This is a genomic window from Arthrobacter sp. Y3221087 (assembly GCF_059089905.1).
Genome location: NZ_JBNHFE010000009.1, coordinates 85321 through 104734, shown reverse-complemented (window position 1 = coordinate 104734; position 19414 = coordinate 85321). Strand labels below are relative to the sequence as shown.

The 19414-nt window shown below is 65.7% G+C and carries 15 protein-coding genes; 7 read left to right on the top strand and 8 right to left on the bottom strand.

Going from position 1 to position 19414, the window contains the following annotated elements:
* The first annotated feature begins 477 nt into the window (after positions 1–477).
* The 4 genes from AC5RUO_RS18650 (at position 478) to AC5RUO_RS18635 (ending at position 6102) form a co-directional block, all read left to right on the top strand.
* Positions 478–765 carry an HU family DNA-binding protein gene (locus AC5RUO_RS18650; protein ID WP_009358243.1) on the top strand — a complete coding sequence of 96 codons (288 nt, stop codon included), beginning with the start codon at positions 478–480 and terminating at the stop codon, positions 763–765.
* 142 nt (positions 766–907) lie between these two features.
* Complete coding sequence (locus tag AC5RUO_RS18645; protein ID WP_494104294.1) at positions 908–3061, top strand: bifunctional copper resistance protein CopD/cytochrome c oxidase assembly protein; 2154 nt, start codon at positions 908–910, stop codon at positions 3059–3061.
* Positions 3061–5082 (top strand): NHL domain-containing thioredoxin family protein, encoded by a 2022-nt coding sequence (locus AC5RUO_RS18640; protein WP_494104293.1) that lies wholly within the window; start codon positions 3061–3063, stop codon positions 5080–5082. The genes AC5RUO_RS18645 and AC5RUO_RS18640 overlap by 1 nt, the downstream gene beginning before the upstream one ends.
* 165 nt (positions 5083–5247) lie before the next feature.
* Entirely contained in the window at positions 5248–6102 is an 855-nt protein-coding gene (locus AC5RUO_RS18635; RefSeq protein WP_494104292.1) for an endonuclease domain-containing protein, read from the top strand.
* 83 nt (positions 6103–6185) lie between these two features.
* On the opposite strand, the gene AC5RUO_RS18630 is transcribed toward AC5RUO_RS18635, so the two are convergent.
* The 3 genes from AC5RUO_RS18630 to AC5RUO_RS18620 form a co-directional block, all read right to left on the bottom strand.
* Positions 6186–7178: a hypothetical protein gene (locus AC5RUO_RS18630; protein ID WP_494009898.1), complete on the bottom strand. Its 993-nt coding sequence runs from the start codon at positions 7176–7178 to the stop codon at positions 6186–6188.
* Between the two features lie 138 nt (positions 7179–7316).
* On the bottom strand, positions 7317–8996 hold the full coding sequence (locus tag AC5RUO_RS18625; protein WP_494104291.1) for a helicase HerA-like domain-containing protein: 1680 nt from the start codon (positions 8994–8996) through the stop codon (positions 7317–7319).
* A gap of 71 nt (positions 8997–9067) precedes the next feature.
* Positions 9068–9466 (bottom strand): GvpU-like protein, encoded by a 399-nt coding sequence (locus AC5RUO_RS18620; RefSeq protein ID WP_494104290.1) that lies wholly within the window; start codon positions 9464–9466, stop codon positions 9068–9070.
* A gap of 246 nt (positions 9467–9712) precedes the next feature.
* Here AC5RUO_RS18620 and AC5RUO_RS18615 point away from each other — a divergent pair, with 246 nt between their 5' ends.
* Complete coding sequence (locus AC5RUO_RS18615; protein WP_494104289.1) at positions 9713–12049, top strand: coiled-coil domain-containing protein; 2337 nt, start codon at positions 9713–9715, stop codon at positions 12047–12049.
* Positions 12050–12138: 89 nt separating this feature from the next.
* On the opposite strand, the gene AC5RUO_RS18610 is transcribed toward AC5RUO_RS18615, so the two are convergent.
* Entirely contained in the window at positions 12139–12837 is a 699-nt protein-coding gene (locus AC5RUO_RS18610) for a type 1 glutamine amidotransferase domain-containing protein (protein ID WP_494104288.1), read from the bottom strand.
* Between the two features lie 162 nt (positions 12838–12999).
* On the opposite strand from AC5RUO_RS18610, the gene AC5RUO_RS18605 reads away from it, so the two are divergent.
* A complete protein-coding gene (locus AC5RUO_RS18605) occupies positions 13000–13989 on the top strand; it encodes an LLM class flavin-dependent oxidoreductase (RefSeq protein WP_494009893.1) in 990 nt (329 codons plus the stop codon).
* Positions 13990–14033: 44 nt separating this feature from the next.
* On the opposite strand, the gene AC5RUO_RS18600 is transcribed toward AC5RUO_RS18605, so the two are convergent.
* The 4 genes from AC5RUO_RS18600 to AC5RUO_RS18585 form a co-directional block, all read right to left on the bottom strand.
* Positions 14034–15161: an FAD-dependent oxidoreductase gene (locus AC5RUO_RS18600; RefSeq protein WP_494104287.1), complete on the bottom strand. Its 1128-nt coding sequence runs from the start codon at positions 15159–15161 to the stop codon at positions 14034–14036.
* A gap of 13 nt (positions 15162–15174) precedes the next feature.
* A complete protein-coding gene (locus AC5RUO_RS18595; protein ID WP_494009891.1) occupies positions 15175–16101 on the bottom strand; it encodes an AEC family transporter in 927 nt (308 codons plus the stop codon).
* Positions 16102–16152: 51 nt separating this feature from the next.
* Positions 16153–16578 (bottom strand): aspartate 1-decarboxylase, encoded by a 426-nt coding sequence (gene panD, locus AC5RUO_RS18590; RefSeq protein WP_494009890.1) that lies wholly within the window; start codon positions 16576–16578, stop codon positions 16153–16155.
* Positions 16579–16660: 82 nt separating this feature from the next.
* Positions 16661–17575, bottom strand: coding sequence for a LysR substrate-binding domain-containing protein (locus tag AC5RUO_RS18585; RefSeq protein ID WP_494009889.1), 915 nt, complete (start codon positions 17573–17575; stop codon positions 16661–16663).
* A gap of 153 nt (positions 17576–17728) precedes the next feature.
* On the opposite strand from AC5RUO_RS18585, the gene AC5RUO_RS18580 reads away from it, so the two are divergent.
* Positions 17729–19192 carry an amino acid permease gene (locus AC5RUO_RS18580; protein ID WP_494009888.1) on the top strand — a complete coding sequence of 488 codons (1464 nt, stop codon included), beginning with the start codon at positions 17729–17731 and terminating at the stop codon, positions 19190–19192.
* Positions 19193–19414 lie beyond the last annotated feature (222 nt).

Sequence of the window (19414 nt, the reverse complement as noted above, 5' to 3'; positions counted from 1 at the left end):
CTGCACCCGGGAGGGTGTGGGAGAGTAGGACACCGCCGGACATAACATTAGTAGGGCCCTGACAATCACTGTCAGGGCCCTACCACTTTAACCACCAACCCGCGCCCACCCGTGGCGGCTCTGGCACCAACCCCCGCCCACCCTCCCCAGGAACGACCGCCCACGCGTCCGGCCCGGGAGCGGCCAGAAGTGAGCGCGCATCGGCGAAGACACCACCACAAGTGGGAGAGCATCCGCGCAAACACCGCAGGAACTGAGAGAGCGTGCCGGCGAGGGGTTCCGCAGCGGGGAATCCAAAGGATCACCGGCCGCCGGAAGGGCCGCAAACTCCCCAAAATCCGGTGATTAACCTCAAAAAGTCGCGGAAACACGCGGAATTTGCGGCCCCCGACCGCCCAAGCTGGTAAGTTTTCGAACAGTGGCTTGTGCGCATGCCGCGTAGAGGCTCCAGAATCATGATCGTCCAGGAGGACATAAATGGCTAAGAACCGTAGTGAACTTGTTGCAGAGGTAGCGGGCAAGGCCGGCACCAGCCAGGCAGCCGTCAACTCCGTCCTCGACGCACTGTTCGAGGTTTTCGAGACTTCCGTCGCCGCGGGCGAGAAGATCACCATCCCGGGCTGGCTCGCCGTCGAGCGTACCGACCGTGCAGCTCGCACCGGCCGCAACCCGCAGACGGGTGAGACCATCCAGATCGCAGCAGGCCACAGCGTTAAGCTGACCGCCGGCTCCAAGCTGAAGGCTGCGGTCTCCAACAAGAAGTAGGCAACTTCTTCTCGGTCCGCCATCCTAGCGGCGCGGGCCGGACAGAAAAGGGGCGGCAACCGGATGGTTGCCGCCCCTTTTGCGTGCGCCCTGCCCTTTGATCGGCAGATTCGCGGCCCGGGCAGGCGTAGCGGACAATGGAATGGTGTCTTCTGCCGCAAAATCCCAATCCACCACACCCCTGCCCGCCGGCAAAGGCGGACGGGCACCGGGCGGTGATGCCCTGGGTGTCTCCATCCCATGGCAGCTCGCGGGACTGGCCACTCTGTTCCTGGGCCTGACGGCGGCCCTCATCTTTTCCGGCGCCGCTGCCACCCGCGGCGTAGCTGATCCAGGCGCCTTGGTCCGATGGGGACTTCCCGTCAGCAAGGCCCTCCACAACATTTCACTGGCGACGGTCATCGGGGGCCTGGTCTTCGCCGTCGGTATCCTGCCGAGGAACCTGGCCCCCCACAGCAGGGGCAGGGCCGATGGCAACGAAGGTCCGGAGCACCCCGCCTTCAGCAGGGCCCTGGCGGCAGCGGCGGCCGCCGGTGCAGCCTGGACGCTCTCGGCCATCGCCGTCCTGGTCCTCACCTATGCGGACGTGGCCGGCCAGGGCCTGTCAGGTGACGCAGAGTTCACCCAGGCCCTCGTGTACTTCATGACCGACATCGAAACCGGCCGCGCCTGGCTGGCGGTCACCATTATCGCGGCAGTGGTAACCACAGCCCTGTTCGGCGTCAGGTCGCTTGGGGGACTTGGGCTCACGCTCATCCTGGCACTGATAGGGCTCGTGCCCACAGCCCTGATCGGACACTCCTCCAGCTCTTCGGACCACGAGGGCGCCATCAACTCCCTGGGTCTGCACCTGGTGGGCGTCAGCACCTGGGTGGGCGGCATCATCATGCTGGCCCTGCTCTCCGGCATCCTGACCGGCGCCAAGGCAGGGGCCGCCGGAGACATCACCGAGGCCACGCTCAGGAGGTTCTCCAGCCTCGCCGGGTTCGCCTTCGTGCTGGTGCTCGCCTCCGGCGTCATCAACGCGAGCATCCGCATCACCAACTGGGCCGACCTCTTCGGCTCCACGTACGGCCAGCTGATCCTGGCCAAGACCGCCGCCACGCTGGTGCTGGGCGGAATCGGCTTCATGCACCGCCAGTGGGTTATCCCGCAGCTGGGCCGCCAGGGCAACACGATGTCGTCCCGGCGGGTGCTCTGGCAGCTGGTCCTCGCGGAGCTCCTGGTGATGGCCGCAACGTCCGGCGTCGCCGTCGCACTGGGCCGTTCGGCTCCGCCGCAGCCCACCACGTACGCGCCGGACGCCTCCCCCGCTTTCATCCTCACCGGCTACGAACTTCCCCCGGAGCTCACGCCGGAGCGCTGGCTGACGGAATGGCGGCTGGACTGGCTGTGGATCGCCGTCGCGCTGTTCGGCCTAGTGTCCTACTTCCTGGGCGTTGCCAAAATCCACCGCCGCGGCGACTCTTGGCAGTGGTTCCGGTCGATCAACTGGGTGATCGGCCTGCTGGTGCTGACCTACATCACCTCCGGTCCGCCGTCGGTCTATGGCCGCATACTGTTCTCCGCGCACATGGTGGACCACATGGCACTGACCATGGTGGCCCCCATCTTCCTGGTGCTGGGCGCCCCCGTTACCCTCGCGCTCCGAGCCCTGCAGCCCCGCGGCGACGGTACTCGCGGTGCCCGCGAGTGGATCCTGGTCTTCGTGCACTCGAAGTTTTCGCAGGTGGTCACCCACCCGCTCTTCGCGGCGGCCAACTTCGCCGGCTCGATTGTGCTGTTCTACTACTCGGACCTGTTCGGCTTCGCGATGCGCGAGCACGTGGGCCACGAGCTGATGATCGTGCACTTCCTGCTGACCGGCTACATTTTCATCCTGACCATGATCGGCACGGACCCGCTGCCCCGCCGTGCGCCCTATCCGCTGCGGCTGCTCCTCCTGCTGGCCACCATGGGCTTCCATGCCTTCTTCGGCGTCGCCATCATGGGCGGGGACAACCTCCTGGCCGCCGACTACTTTGGCAACCTTGGCCGGGCCTGGGGAGACTCCGCGCTGGTGGACCAGCAGAAGGGCGGCGCAGTGGCCTGGGGCATCGGCGAGGTGCCCACCCTTCTGGTGGCGATCGGCGTCGCCATCATGTGGTCCCGTTCCGACGCGCGGGAGACCAAGCGGGTGGACCGCGCAGCGGACAGGAATAACGACGCCGATCTCACCGCTTACAACGATATGTTTGCCAAATTGGCCGAACGCGACGCCAAGCTGGCTGACCGCAACAAGCTGGAAGGACGCTGATGAGCGAAACCGTACGCACCCACGCCCGGGTCCGCGCCTCTGAACTGGTGGGCCGCAACTGGTTGAACACCGGTGGCAAAACGCTGGACCTTGAGGCCCTCCGTGGCAAGATCGTGCTGCTGGACTTCTGGACGTTCTGCTGCATCAACTGCCTGCACGTCCTGGACGAGCTGCGTCCGCTGGAGGAGGAGTACTCGGACGTCCTGGTGACCGTCGGCGTCCACTCACCCAAGTTCGAGCACGAGGCAGACCCTGTGGCCCTTGCCGCGGCGGTGGAGCGCTACGAAATCCACCACCCGGTCCTCGACGATCCGGAGCTGGACACTTGGAAGGCCTACACCGCCCGCGCCTGGCCCACCCTGGTGGTCATCGACCCTGAGGGCTACATCGTGGCGCACCTTTCGGGTGAAGGCCACGCGGACGGCCTGGCCGTGCTGATCCCCGAGCTCATCGCCGAGCACGACGCCAAAGGCACCCTCCACCGCGGCTCAGGCCCCTATGTGGCGCCCGAACCGACGTCCGGCACCCTGCGGTTCCCCGGCAAGGCGCTCTTCCTTCCCGCCGGCCGCGGCTCCGGTGCGGACGGAGTGTCCGACGGCGGCCCGGCAGCAGGTGCCGCGGTGAAGGATGCTGCTGAAAAGGGTTCCTGGCTGGTTACCGACACAGGGCACCACCGGGTGGTGGAACTCGGCACCGACTTCAAGACGGTCCTGGCCACCTTCGGTTCCGGCACCAAGGGCTATGCTGATGGCCCGGCGGCCGGCGACACTGCCACGGCGCAGTTCAACGAACCCCAGGGCCTGGTCCTGCTGCCCGAGGATGTGGCAGCGAAGGTTGGCTACGACGTCGTGATTGCCGACTCCGTCAACCACCGCCTGCGCGGGCTGTCCCTCACGGACGGCAAGGCCTCCACTCTGGCCGGCAACGGCGTCCAGCGCCTGCTGGAGACCGGACCGGCCCGCGTGGACGAGGACGCGGCCGGATTCACCGGCCGGTTGAGCGAGCATCCCCTCGAGGTGTCGCTGAGCTCCCCCTGGGACCTGGTGTGGTCGCGCAAGCTGAATGCCGTAGTGATCGCCATGGCCGGCACCCATCAGATCTTCAGCTTCGACCCCGTATCCGGCGAAGTGGACATCATTGCCGGCAACGGCCTGGAGGGGCTCCTGGATGGTCCCGCGCACGAGGCCTGGTTTGCGCAGCCCTCCGGCGTGGCCGAGGACGCCGACGGCAACATCTGGGTAGCTGACTCCGAGACGTCGGCGCTCCGGAAGCTGGTGATTGATGACGCCGGCACCATCACCGTGGAGTCCGCCGTGGGCAAGGGCCTGTTCGATTTCGGCTTCCGGGACGGTCCTGCCGCTGAAGCCCGCCTGCAGCACCCGCTGGGCGTGACAGTCCTCCCCGACGGCTCCGTCGCGATTGCGGACACCTATAACGGTGCCGTGCGCCGCTACGACCCGTCGGCAGGAACGGTCTCAACCCTGGCGCGGGGTCTCCTGGAACCCTCCGACGTCATTGTGGACCACACCCAGTCCGCCGGTTCCGAGCCGCTGCTGGTGGTGGTGGAGGCCAACCAGCACCAACTGGTGTACGTCCCCATCCCCAAGGAAGCGCAGCAGGTGGACGAGGGCGCGTCCCAGACGCACCGGCCCAAGAGCCCCGTGGCGCCCGGCCCGCTGGAGCTCACTGTCCGGTTCACCGCCCCCACCGGGCAGAAGCTGGACGACCGCTGGGGCGACCCCACGCAGCTGAAGATCTCCTCCACCCCGCCCGAGCTCCTGGTGTCCGGCGGCGGAACCTCCGTGGGGCTGCTCCGCACGGTGGAGCTCTCATCCGAGATTCCGGAGGGTGTGCTGCACATTACCGCCCGCGCTGCCGCCTGTGACGGCCCCGAGACCGAAGACGGGGAAATCCCGGACCACGCTGCCTGCCACCTGTACCAGCAGGACTGGGGCATCCCCGTGGTCCTGCAGGCCGACGGCGACATCGAGCTGGTCCTGGACCTCCGCGGCATGGACTGACGGCTCCTGCCGCCAAAGTGGCCCGGTTTTCGCTCCGAAAGAGTGGAAAGCGGGCCACTTTTATTGCGCTTTGCAGCAAAAACCGGGCCAGAGTGGGCGCCCCCGGTATCCACATAGCCGCGGCTGTACCTCCCCGAAGCCAGGAACTGCAGGCATGGTGGCCTGATGGATGCAACAGAGATCCTTCGCGCCGCCGGGGGAGTTCTGCTGAGGCGTGACGTGCTGGCCGCAGGTGCCAGGGATGTGGACTTGCGGCGGGCGGTCCGGAACGGCAACGTGCTACGGCTGGAGCGCGGATTGCTGGCTGTGGCCGATGCTGAGTCGGATCTGGTGGAGGCTGGGCGTGCACGGGGGCTGTTGACGTGCGTGTCAGCGGCGCCGATGTACAGACTTTGGCAACTCAAGGCACCTTCGATGCCCCATTACTGGCACAGCAACGGCCGAAGCTCGGTGCGGTGCGTGAGCCACCGGCTGGCATTGACGCAGGTGCCCCGCCACCGGACGCTAGCGGCACTTCCTGATGTACTGCTCCACGCACTGCTGTGCCTGCCCGAACTCGAGTCATTGGTGATGGTAGAGTGTGCCTACAACCGTGGAGACATTGACCTGTCTAACCTCCTCCGCCACCTGAACGGCAGGCGCTGTGGTAGGGCCCGCCGGGTATTGTCCAAGGTTGAACATGGCGCCGACTCCCTCCTGGAAACCCTGGCCCGGGTGCTGTTTCGTGACGCCGGCATCACTACGGATACCCAAGTATGGATTCCCGGGATAGGGCGGGTTGATTTCCTGCTGGAGGGTTTCCTGATCGTGGAGATTGATGGGCTTGCCTTCCACTTGGAGGCACGGCAGTTCAAGAAGGACCGGCGCCGGGATAACGCGGCAATACGGCAGGGAATGCCCGTGCTCCGGTTCTTCTACGATGACGTCGTTCATGCGCCCGAAGGCGTCCTGTCGCAGGTCCGGGAGGTGCTGGCACGCGGTTCACTGCGATGGCCGCAACCAAACCGGCCCACTTATTAGGTCAGTGCGGCTTGAGGCAGCAGGCGCAATTACCGTAACCGGCTAAAACTGGGCCAGTGTGGCGCAGGACCGGAACAAACGAGCTAGAAGCTCAGCATCGGGGTGACTTTGACCGCGTCACCGGAGACGTCCAGGCGCGTGGTGAAGCTGAAGTCCACCTCTGCCTCGAGGGGATACCAGATGCCGGTGAAGGAGTTCTGCTGGAGCGCCTCCACTTTGGCCTTGCCGTCCAGCGGGGCCACCACCCAGCGTCCGTCGAAGGGTTCGATGGAGACGTTGGGATACTCCGTGACGGTCCACTTGATGCTGCCGTCCTGCACCCGGTTGTTGCTGGCGTAGTAGAACGGGCAGTCCGGCTGCAACTTCTGTTCCTTGGCCGCTTCCGCAGCACAACCGTCCAGGAACTCTTTGACTTTGTCCGCCACGTCTTCCTTGAGCTTGCCCGTTGCCTGGGTCAGCAGGTTGAGCGGTGCCACGGGAACGTCGCGGGCCGTCACGGTGGCCCGGGTGGCGGGAGCGGAGAAGTACTGGCCGTTCAGGGCAGCCTCGTACTCGCCGGGGTAGAAGACGGCGAACGAGTTCCGGCCGTTGGGCATGTTCACGGGGACGCCGTTGACGTTGGCCTGGTTGCCGTTGACCACGGTGATGTCCAGGGTGGGCAGGCGGGTGGGGACGAACGCCCACGTGTTGAAGAAGATCCATTCCGTGCCGGTTTTCTCCAGCAGGAATTCGGTGCTGAGCCGGCTGCCGTCAATTGTGTATTCCATCGGCACCACCACCTGGTCGCCCGGGCGTTCCTGCGGGTCGCCGATCTCCACGTTGGCGAGCCGGGACGCAGCGGTCTGCAGCCCGGTCCCGTCCAGCATTGCGGCGTTGCTTGGCGGCACGGTGGCGCGCAGCAGTCCCAGCGCCTTGCCGCCGTCGCCGTCCTGCAGGGCGTCCAGATACTCGCGGACCGGCTGCTGCGGGCTCGCCACGGTGTTGTTCACCAGGTTCACGGCAACGATGGCTCCGGCCACGGCAAGCATGAGGCCCAGCAGCCATCCGGCCGCTATCCTCACCAACGCTTGACTCATCTGCACGTTCCTTACAGTAACGTTAGTGCGAACGCACACTAAAGTTGGTGTCTCCCCTACTTGGGGCGGAAGCGTGGGGAAAGCATCCGACGACGGCGTGCGGCACAGCCGGTCAGGGCGCCGTGGAAAGCGCTGTGGTCAGCGGCGGCGGCGCCGGGATGACGTGCCGAAGACGCCCCTCAACAGTTCACGGCCCAGCTGGGTACCGACGGACCTGGCCATGCTCTTCAGGCCGCCGCCGAGTGCGCCGCCAAGGACCGCGCCCAGGTCGTCCATCATCCCGCCACCGGGCTGGGGCTGCGGCTGCCTGCGGGGCGCCTCACCACGGGTCTCATCCCGGCGCGGCGCGGTTTTGCTGCTGGTCCTGTTGCTCGGCCTGCCCAGGATCTCCTCCTCGATGCGGCGGGCCTCCTCATCGATGTCCAGCGGGCCGGGAACTTCCGCTGCCGGGCCAGTGGGTGCGGCGGCCTTGCCGGTCAGCTTCTCGTAGGCGGACGGGTTGTCCACGGCCGTCCCGTACTTCGGCAGCAGGGCGGACCCGGCCACCGTGCTTCGGACCAGGGCTTCATCGCTGGGGCCCATGACGGACTCCGGCGCGCGCAGGCGGGTATGAGCCACCGGCGTGGGGGCGCCTTTGTCATTCATGACGGTGATGACGGCTTCGCCGATGCCGGCGGACGTCAGGGTTTCCTCAAGGTCATAGTCGCTGACCGGGAACGTGGACACGGTGGCCTTCAGGGCCTTGGCGTCCTCCGGGGTAAAGGCCCGCAGGGCGTGCTGCACCCGGTTCGCCAGCTGGCCCAGGACGTCGGCCGGAACATCCTTGGGGGTCTGGGTGACGAAGAAGATGCCCACGCCCTTGGACCGGATGAGCCGGACGGTGGTGGTGATTGCCTCCAGGAAGGCCTTGGACGCCCCGTTGAACAGCAGGTGGGCCTCGTCAAGGAAGAACACTAGCTTGGGCTTGTCCAGGTCGCCGGCCTCGGGGAGGTCCTCAAAGAGATCGGCCAGCAGCCACATCAGGAACGTGGAGAACAACATGGGCTTGGTCTGTAGCGTGGGCAGCTCCAGGCAGGTGATCACGCCCCGGCCGTCTGGGGCGGTGCGGAGCAGTTCGGCGGTATCGAACTCCGGTTCGCCGAAGAACTTCTCCAGCCCCTGCGCTTCCAGGTTCACCAGTTCCCGCAGTATGACGCCGGCGGTGGCTTTGGACAGCCCGCCGAGCTCCTCCAGCTGGTCCTTGCCCTCGGCGGAGGTGAGGAACTGGATGACGGCCCTCAGGTCCTTGAGGTCGATCAGTTCCAGGCCGTTCTTGTCCGCAAAGTAGAACACCAGCTGCAGGCTGGACTCCTGCGTGTCGTTCAGTTCCATGATGCGGGAGAGCAGGATGGGGCCGAAGGACGAGACCGTGGCGCGGACCGGGACGCCGTTGCCGTCACCGCCGAGTGCCAGGAATTCGACAGGGAACGCCCGGCCCTGCCAGGGCTGGCCGAGGCTTTCGGTGCGCGCGCTGAGCTTTTCGCTGCCCGTTGCCGCCGTGGCCAGCCCGGAAAGATCACCCTTGATGTCCGCCAGGAACACGGGGACGCCAGCCGTGGACAGCTGCTCGGCCATCATGTGCAGGGTGACGGTCTTGCCGGTGCCGGTTGCCCCTGCCACCAGCCCGTGCCGGTTCATCATGGCCAGCGGCAGCCGCACCGGAGCGTCTCTGTGAAGCTCGCCGTCGACGATGGCGGCCCCCAGTTCGATGGTGGCCCCTTCCAGGGCGTAACCCTTCTGGATAGTGGCAAGCTTCTCTGCTGTGGTTTTCTTGGCCATGGCGCAAGCTTAGCGGCGGCCGGTGCCGGCGCCGCGGAGGCCGGCAGCGTCAGGCTACAGCTCCGGCGGGATCACTCGTAGGACGGCCGGTGCCATTCCTGGTCGGCGGGCATCCTGCCTATACTCCAGGCGGAGACTTTCCGAAGATCGACCCTTGTTGCCTGCAGGCGAACCTTCCGGCCCCCGGTCACAAGCACCGGCCCCAGAAAATGAAGGTACGGATCCTGCTCAGGCCTCTGTTCATTTAAGGTTGACGCCTCCGAATCGAAGGCGTTGGCGATGTCCGGGCTGCCAACCCGGATCTGGTCATTCTGCCGCCGCTCCCAGGCCTGCTCCGACACCGCGGACCCCGAGATGACGGTGCCGTCGACTACAACAGTGAGCTCAAGGGTTGCATCGGTGTCGACTCGAACGGTCCGGGCCAACAGCTGCACCAGGCGCCTGTCTATGCCATATGCACTTTCCGCCATTCCCCGACCCCTCATGGCTTTGAACCTGGATCCACTCCGAATAACAGCTTAAGCCGGGCGCCTGCTCTGCGCGTGGGCTAGTGCAGCGCCGAAACCAAGTAGTCGCGCCGCCCGGCGGCTCCAGAAAACGAGTACTTGAAGTCCAAAGTCAGGTGGCCAATTACGCGTGTTCTCCGGTGGGGCTGGAACTTACCTTTAGTTCAGGCAGCGGCCAAAGTGGGCCGCCCGATGGTCTCAGGAGCTCGCATGCGCACTTCCCCCAGCAAATCTGTCCTCTCCCGCCGTCTTGCAGCGGCAGTTGTCCTGCCGGGCCTGCTCACCAGCAGCCTGGTTCTGGTCCAGCCGGCCTTTGCCGCAGGAACCACGTCCAATACCAACATCTGCAACGGTGTGGTCAACCAGCAGGCACACCGGGGAGGCGTCCAAGCAAACCTTCTCAAGGCAGCCGCCAAGAAGAACGCAGACGCCATCGCGAAGCTGGAGGCCGAGAAGGTCCAGCTCCAAAGCCAGGAAACCAGCCTCAACGACGAGATTGCAGCGGCAGACAAGGCGATCGCCGATCTTGAGGCCCAAGAACAGCAACTCGCAGCCGACGAGGCAGCGACGCAGGCCGAATTGGAAAGGTTGGTCGAAGAACGAGCCAACACGACGGCGGCCATCGCGGATGTGGAGGCAGCGCTAGCTGGGCTGCGGGAACAGAAAGCCGACGTTGAAAGTGAGCTTTCACCGCTTCAGGAGGACTTGCTGGCCGCTGAGGCAGCGGCGGGCCACCTGGAAGGCCAGTTGGCCCAAGCTGTTGCAGATCAGCAGGCCAACAGCGAGAAGCTCACCGCGGTACAAGCCGAGCTGGAAACACTCACGCAGGATGCCGCCGACGCTGCTGACGCCGTGGCCGCAAAGAATGCTGCCATTCAGCAGGCGCAGGGCGAGCTACAGACGCTGACCACCCAGGTGGAGGAAACTGCGTCTGCTGTTACCGCCGCACAGAAGGAGGTCGCTGATGCCCAGGCCAAGCTGCTTGCACTTGAGGCGGATAGCGCGTCAGCAGCTGCCACCCTTGAAGCCGCGCAGGGTGAGCTGGCTGCCGCGGAGCAGACGCTGGCTGAACGGGAGACGGCAGCGACGGCCGCAGACGCAGCCCTCACCGAGAAGAAGGCCCAAATAAGCACCGCCGCGGGTGAGCTCGCCACGCTGCAGTCCGTCGCGGCTGATGCCACGGAAGCTCTCGCCGACAAAAAGGCCGACATCGTCGATGCCGAGGCAGAGCTGGTCACTTTGCAGGCTGATGCGGCGGCAGCGGCGAAAGCGGTGGAAGACAACGTGGCGAAGATTGAAGCCGCCAAAACGGCAATCGCCACGCTGCAGGGGCAGATCAACTCTCTCAACACGACCATTGCAGGCAAGCAGTCCCAGCTGACCACGGCGAAAAATGAGCTGACGGCCCTGACGACCACCAAGGACGCGCTAACGGCAGAAATCGCGGACCTTAACCGGCAGATCGACGCAATCAACGGCAACTCGCAGCGCAAGCGGGACCTGATCGCCCTCCGCGACGCGAAGCAGGGCGAGCTCAATACGGTCACCACCCAGATCACCGACAAGAACACTCTGATTTCGGGCCTTAAGGGCGACCTTAAGACGCTTCAAACCCAGGTGGACTCACTGAATGCCCAGCTTGCCACCAAGCAAGAGGAGAGCAGCGCACTGCAGCAGAAAGTGGCACCGCTCCAAGAAGTGCTCGACATCGCGAATGATGCCGTCTCCGCACAGCAGGCTGAGATCGAAGCGCTGAATGCCCAACTTCCCGGGCTCCAGGACGCGGTGGCCTCTGCGAACAACGATGTTGTCGAAAAGCAAGGTCAACTCGCTGACCTGCGGGCGGGGCTGCCTGCTCTCGAGGAAGCAGCCGCCGATGCAGCAGAGGCCGTTGTAGCCCAGCAGAAGGTTGTTACCGACCTTGAGAATGCCCTGCCCGCGCTGGTATCCGGGGTAGCTGAAGCCCAACAGGCCGTTACCGACCAGAAGAACGTCCTCGCGGCCAAGCAGGACGCGCTGATGGACGCCAACGACGCTTTGACCGCCGCCACGGAGGCTGTCGAGTCCAAGGAAGACGCGATCCTGGACCTGCAGGCCGCCTTGCTCCGGCTCGAGTCAGCCCTCACGGCAGCGAACGCAGCTGTGGCTGACAAGACTGCTCAGATTAACAGCATCAACCTGATTGCGGAGCAGTTGGCCGGTGACGTAAAAGCCCTGAACGCCCAGATCACGGCCAAGGAAGCGGAAATTCTGGCGCTGCAGTCCCGGGTTGCGCCCCTGTTGGATCAGCTCAACAAGCTGAACGGTGAGATCACCGCGGCGGAAGCGAACCTGGCCGCATTGCAGACCCAACTGACGGGGCTGGACACTCAACTCACGGCCGAGCAGAAAAAGCTGGCAGACCTGCAGGCCCAGAAGAAGCCCAACAAGGATGCCATCGCTGCACAGAAAGTGGTGGTGAACGATCTGACAGCCAAGCTCGGCGACGTTCAAAAGCAGATTGCAGCCATTGACGGAACGATCGCGCTGGGAGGCTGCGCCGTCTAAGCGGCGTGCAGGCCGGCGCCCAACGACGTGCGCCGCAAGGAGGGGACCAGCTCGCCACGAGCTGGTCCCCTCTTGTACGTAAGCGGGCGTCAGCCCAGGGCCTTGATGACTTCCTTGGCCACGTCCTCGCTGGACTGCGGGTTCTGCCCGGTGATGAGGTTGCCGTCGCGGACCACGTTGGAGCTCCAGGCCGGACCGTTCTCAATGACGGCGCCCTTCTCCTTCAACGCGTCCTCCACCAGCCATGGAGTGTTTTCGCCCGTGCCGCCGCCCAGCTCCTCCTCATTGCTGAACACCGTGAGGCGGCGGCCCTTGAACGTGAACGCGCCGCCGTCGTCCGTCGCACTCAGCAGCCCGGCCGGACCATGGCAGAACGGCGCGATGATCTTGCCGTCCCTGTCGGCGGCAGCCAGGAGCCTGCCAAGGTCAGGGTCCTTGTACAGGTCCGCCATGGGCCCGTGCCCGCCGGGCAGCACCACGGCATCATAGCCGGAAGGGTCGACGCCGGCCAGCGCCAGCGGCTGCGACACCTCACCGTCGATCGCCTCGAGGTAGTCCCGGAAGCCTTGCGCCCGATCCTCGCCGCCGGCCGACTCCGCCGCCAGGCTGACCTGGTCCACCGTGGGTTTGCGGCCACCGGGGGTGGCGATGTGCACGGTGTGCCCGGCGTCGAGCAGGGTCTGGTGGGCCACTACCAGCTCCTCCGCCCAAAAGCCGGTGGGGTGCTCGCTGCCGTCCTTCATGGTGAGGGAGTCGGCTGCCGAGACAACCATCAGGATCTTCGCCATGGTGTTTCTCCTGTCTGTTCCACTTGGTTGCTTAGGGGCGGCAACCTCGTCAGGGTGCTGGGTATTCCGCACATCACAGAAATAAGCCGGGGCCCGCCGTCGTTATGCCCGCCGCGACCCGACGGGCAAAACTACGCAATGCTTCGAAAGGCCGGCACCCACGTGACTCTCCCGCTCTCCATCCTCGACCTGGCAACCATCGGCAAAGGCCAGACGGCGGCAGAGAGTTTCGCGGGCAGCGTGGCCATGGCGCAGAGCGCGGAACGGCTGGGATACCGGCGGGTATGGTACGCCGAGCACCACAACATGTCCTCCATCGCCTCGTCAGCCACCAGTGTGCTGATCGCCCACGTGGCCGCCCACACCGAGAGCATCAGGCTCGGCGCCGGCGGCATCATGCTGCCCAACCACTCGCCGCTGACCATCGCCGAGCAGTTCGGGACCCTGGAAACCCTCCACCCGGGCCGGATCGATCTTGGCCTGGGCCGGGCGCCCGGCAGCGACCAGAACACCATGCGGGCCCTCCGCCGGGATCCGATGTCTGCGGACAGCTTCCCGCAGGACGTCCTGGAACTGCAGGGCTACCTCACCGGCCCCACCCGCATCCAGGGCGTGGAAGCCACCCCGGGCAAGGGCACCAATGTTCCGCTCTACATCCTGGGCTCCTCCCTGTTCGGTGCCCGGCTGGCTGCACAGCTCGGCCTGCCCTACGCCTTCGCCTCGCACTTCGCCCCGACTGCGCTGCAGGACGCCGTCGCCGTGTACCGGCGGGAGTTCAAGCCGTCGGCCCAGCTGGACGCGCCGCATGTCATCGCCGGGGTGAACGTCATCGCCGCCGATTCCGTATCCGAGGCGCAGGCAATGCTGCAGGCCACCAAGCGTGCCAGGGTTTCCCTGTTCTTCGGTGGCGGACGCGAGTTCACCGATGACGAGGCGGACATGATCCTCGACTCGCCCCAGGGCCAGCACGTCTCGCAGATGATGACCTACTCCGCGGTGGGCACGCCCGACGTCGTCCTGGACTACCTGGACAGCTTCGGCAGGCATGCCGACGCCGATGAGCTCATCGTGGCGCACCAGAGCACCGGCACCGAAGAGCGGCTGCGGTCCGTCGAGCTGCTGGCCCAGGCGGCCGGGCTCGCGCGGGTGTGACGGCCCGCCTGCCGGACGCGGTGGGAGGCAGGAAGTAGAGCCTGCTACCGTGACGCGCGGAAGATCTCCGGCGCGGGGCGGGTTCCGGTGGCCAGGTCTGCGAGGATCCGGCCAATCACGGGCGTGAACTTGAAGCCGTGCCCGGAAAAGCCGGCGCCGATGACCACGGGTCCGATCCGGTCCAGAATGAAGTCCTCGTCAGGGGTGGTGGTGTAGGTGCAGCTGACGGCCTCGAAGGAATCCGCGTCCACCCCCGGCAGCCACGTCCGGGCGTAGTCCTGCAGCGCTGCGAGCTGCACGGGCTCGGGCTGGAAGGACCGCCCGTCCGGATCCACTACGGGCCCCGTGCCGTGCCAGCCGGCCTTGACTCCCTCGCCGGGCGTCAGCATCCCGTACACGGGGGAGTACCAGCCCTGGTAATCGGCGCCAGTGCCGGGGTAGTGGTTGAAGCCGGGCCAGGCAGCGCCCTCGTCCGCAATCCGGAAGTGCAGGGGCTGCTCCTGGGTGACGGTGAGCCGCGGAATCCGAAGTGCGCCGCCGGCAATGCCCAGCAGCTTCCCCGTCCACCCGCCCGCAGTCACTACCGCCTGGGCGGCGCTGACCGTCTCGCTACCGGACGCCGACTCAAGAACCAGTCGGACGCCGTCGTCCATCACCTGGAAGTCCACCACCTTGGTGTGATGCCGGATGTCGGCGCCCCGCGCAACCGCCAGCCGCTGGAAGGCGGGAAGCGCGGCTTCCGGGTTGAGCTGGCCGCCGTCTGGCATGTGCAGGACCTGCTGGTCGAAGCGAATGCCGCGCCACCGTTCTGCCGCTTCCCCGAGAGGGAGGAATTCGGCGCGGATGCCCGCCTGCGTGAGGGCACCGGCAACCTCGGGCAGCAGCGGCTCGGGGCCGTGGGCGACGATGCCGGTGCGTGCCAGCAGCTGTTCGCCGCTTTCCTGCTCAAGGTCGTCCCACAGGGCGAGGCTTTCGGCCAGCATGGCCACATACTCGGGCCGGTGGTAGCCGGGGTTGAGGTTCCGGGTGCTGCCGTGCGATGCGCCGACAGCGTGCCCGGGCCCGAACTGCTCCACCAGCGTCACCTGGCAGCCGCGGCGGGACAATGCCCAGGCGGCGGCTGAGCCCATGGCCCCGCCTCCGATCACCACGGTGTCAAGGATGGTTCCCATCAGTTTTCTCCCATCATGTGAGCAGCAGCGCGACGCCGATCATCGCAGGCACAGCCACCACGGTGGTAATCAGCACGGTGTCCTTTGCCACTGTAAGTCCCGTCTTGTACCGGCTGGCGGCCACGAAGACGTTCTGGGCGGTGGGCAGCGCCGAGATGACGACGACGGCGAACAGCGCGTGCCCTTCCATCCCCATGGCGAAGCGGGCGAAGAGGTAGGCCAGGGCCGGTTGCACGGCCAGCTTGAAACCGCTGGCGAGCAGGGTGTCCACTCGGCGTGCCGATGACGCCTGGAGCGGCCGGGTCCCGTTGAGGCTCATGCCGAACGCGATCAGCATGGCCGGGATGGCAGCCCCGCCAATCAGGTGGATCGGTTCCATGACCAGCTCCGGGACCTTGAATCCCGTGCCGGCAACCACCAGGCCAAGCGCGGAACCCACGATCATCGGGTTCCGCAGGATCATGAAGATGAAGCTCAGGGGAGTGGTGCGGTGCGAACTGGTGCTGGAGTCCAGGATCAGCAGGAACAGCGGCGTGAAGAAGGCGAGCTGGAAGATCAGCAGCGGGGCCACATAGCTCGCGTCCCCCAGGACGTAGACGGCGATGGGGATGCCGAGATTCGCGGAGTTGACCAGCGAGGCAGCCATGGAGGACATCAGGGACTCCGGCAGCGAACGTTTTAGCCAGAATTTGGCGAGCGTGAAGAAGAGCGCCGCCGTGGTGATGGCAGCAACGGCCGTGACCAGCAGGGGAGCGGCGAACACTTCCTGCAGTCGGGCCTTGCTCAGCGTTTCGAAGAGCAGGGCGGGGCTGGCCACGAAGAAGGTGAGGGAGCTCAGCACCGGCCGGGCGTTGTCCCCCAGCACCTTCTGCCGGCCCACGAACCAGCCCACCAGGATGATGCACCACACCACAAAGAAGCCCGCCAGCACTCCTAGCAATGAAGAACCTGCGGAGTGCGGCGGGGCAGCGTACCGGAGACCACGCTCCGGTTAGAAGTCGGCGTTGTTGAGTGCGAACGGCGGGCGCAGGAGGCCGGGGGTGATGCCCTCGGCGGGATCGTTGCCGAGCTGGACCACCTTGTTGTTGGCGTCCACGTGGACCACCTTGGGCTCGTAGGCCCTGGCTTCTTCGGTGGTCATCTGCGCGTAGGTAATCAGGATGACGAGATCGTTTTCGTGCATCAGGTGCGCCGCAGCGCCATTGATGCCGATGACGCCGGAACCGCGCTCGCCGGCGATGGTGTACGTCTCCAGGCGTGAACCGTTAGTGATGTCCACAATCGAGACAAGCTCGCCGGGGAGGATGTCGGCAGCCTCCAGCAGGTCCAGGTCAACGGTGACTGAACCCACGTAGTGCAGGTCAGCGTGCGTGACGGTGGCCCGGTGGATTTTCGACTTGAACATTGTTCGATTCATAACGGCACCAGTCTAGCGCCGGCCCCGATCCGTCGCAGTGACGCAGGGAACACTCCCGGCAGCAGCTTACGACGGCGGCGGGTCACCCGGCGTCGTCCGCCGCGATGGCGGCAGCGGCCGCGGCGAGGGTCTCCCTCGCGGCGAGGATGGCGGGCCGCTTGGCGCTGGAACGGCGTACCGAGGTGAACACCGTGCGGTGCGGCTTGCCGGGCAGCTCCAGCAGTTTGGCGGTGGTGCCCCGGCCCGTCCATACCAGGTCCGGCATCAGGGCCACGGCGTTGCCGGACTCAATGAGCCGGATCTGCGCCTGCAGGTCGGCGGTTTCAAAGCGCACGTCCGGTTCAAAGCCGGCGCTGCGGCAGGCCTGCTCCGCCCAATGGCGCGACGCTGCCCCCCGCGGCTCCATGACCCAGGCGAGCTCCGCCGTGTCCTCGATCCCGCGGATGGCGGGGCCGCCGTCGGACTCCGGCGGGACGGCAAGCCGGATGGCGTCCGTGGTCAGCTTGATCCGGTCGAGCTCCGGGTAGCGCGGGGCGGCATGCCCGGGATATTGCTCGGCGATGACAAGGTCGAAGTCCCGCGCCCAGGTCTCATGGAGCGCGGTTTCCGGCTCGCGCTGGATCATCTCGATCCGCACCTCGGGATAGGCAGCGGACATCCGGGTCAGCGTGTCCGGCATCAGCGCCAGTGCCGCGGACTGGAACACTGCGATCCGTACGGTTCCCGTGACGGTGGTCAGGGATGCCGCCAGGTCGGCCTCCGCCTGTTCCATGGTTTCCAGCAGCTGCGCGGTGTGCGCCACCAGCACCTCCGCCTGCGGCGTCAGCTGCACCCGCCGGCCGGTCTTGCGGAGTAGTTCCACGCCCACCTCCTTCTCCAGGAGGGCCAGCTGCTGCGATACCGACGACGGGCTGTACTGGAGTGCATCCGCCACCTCGGCCAGTGTCCCACGGATGCTCAATTCCCGGAGCAGCCGGAGCCGGCGGACGTCGAGCATGATGCAATCCTTACCGAAACTAACGAATATAGGTTAGAAGTAGTCACTTTATCTAATGCAAGCAGGCTTGCATACTGTTGTGATCGAGTTACCCCCGTCACAGCCATTTCTTGGCGTGCCGCGGCGGGGTCGCACCCCAAGCAGGAGTTCCTGATGAGCACTAGAGATATGAGCCAGTCGATCATGCGGCGCAAGCCGATTGACGACATTGAGGAAGAAAACAAGCACAGTGGCCTGTTCAAGTCACTCGGGCTGTGGCAGCTCACCGCCATCGGCGTAGGTGGCATCATCGGCGTCGGCATTTTCTCGCTGGCAGGCCTGGTGGCTGCCGGCAGCGAAGGAACACCCGGGGTGGGGCCCGCGGTGCTGATCTCGTTCCTGGTTGCCGGTCTGGCCTCCGCGGCCGCAGCGCTGTCCTACGCCGAGTTCGCGGGCATGATCCCGCGCGCCGGCTCCGCCTACACCTACGGCTACGTGGCGCTGGGCGAAATTGTCGGCTGGTTCATCGGCTGGGACCTGCTGCTGGAATACATTGCCATCGTGGCCGTGGTGGCCATCGGCATCTCCGGCTACTTTGACGCCTTCCTCTCCGGCATCGGCATCAACATGCCTGCCTGGATGACCTCGACGGCGGACGAGGGCAAGGGCGGCATCGTCAACATCCCCGCCATCCTGGTCTGCCTCCTGGTCACCTGGATCCTCTCCCGCGGCACCAAGGCCTTCGGGCGGTTCGAACTCGTCGCCGTAGCCATCAAGGTGATCCTGATCCTCTTCATCATCGGCCTGGGCGTCTTCTACATCGATACCAACAACTACAACCCGTTCATGCCCAGTGGCTTCGGCCCGGTCCTGGCCGGCGCGGCCACGGTCTTCTTCGCCGTCTTCGGCTATGACGCGATGAGCACCGCCGCCGAGGAAGCCACCGACGGCAAGAAGCACATGCCCAAGGCCATCATCCTGTCCCTCGTCATCGCCATGCTGCTCTACGTGGCCGCCACCCTGGTCCTGACCGGCATGCAGAACTACAAGGACATCGATCCCACCGCCGGCTTCGCCTCGGCATTTACCGGGGTTGGCCTGCCGGTCATCGCCACCATCATCTCCGTGTTCGCGGTGCTGTCCATCCTCACTGTGATGCTCACCTTCCTCCTGGGTGTCACCCGCGTGTGGTTCGCCATGAGCCGCGACGGCCTGCTGCCCGGCTGGTTTTCCAAGACGGACCGGCACGGCACGCCGCAACGGGTCACCTGGATTGCCGGCATCGCTTCGGCCTTCCTGGCCGGCGTCTTCCCGATCAAGGAGGTCGCGGACCTCACCAACATCGGCATCCTGGCCGCGTTCGTCGTCGTCTGCTTCTCGGTGATCATCTTCCGCTACAAGCGCCCCGATGCCCCGCGGACCTTCCGCCTGCCGCTGATGCCGGTCATCCCGGCCTTCGGTGTCCTGGCATCCGCCTTCCTGATGTTCCAGCTGCACTGGGAAACCTGGCTGCGGTTCGGCGTCTGGCTGGTCATCGGCCTGGCCATCTACTTCTTCTATGGCCGCAGGCACTCCCTGATGAACCCGGACAGTCCGCGGCACGAGGAACTCGTGGAGATGCACCGCCCCCTCCGCTGACCCTCTCTCACTTTTCGCGCCTTATCCCGGAACGCTCTCGCACCTTTCGGCGCCTTTTCGGTGAACCCTCCTGTACATCGTGTGCAGGAGGGTTCACCGTTTTACCGCGAAAGGTGAGAGAGCGTTTGGGGTTTGAGTGCAGGAGTTGCGAGAGGGTTTTGAGGGGGTAGGAGAAGGCGCTAAAACTTCAGCTTTTCTAACCTGTATTGCTTAGAAAACATC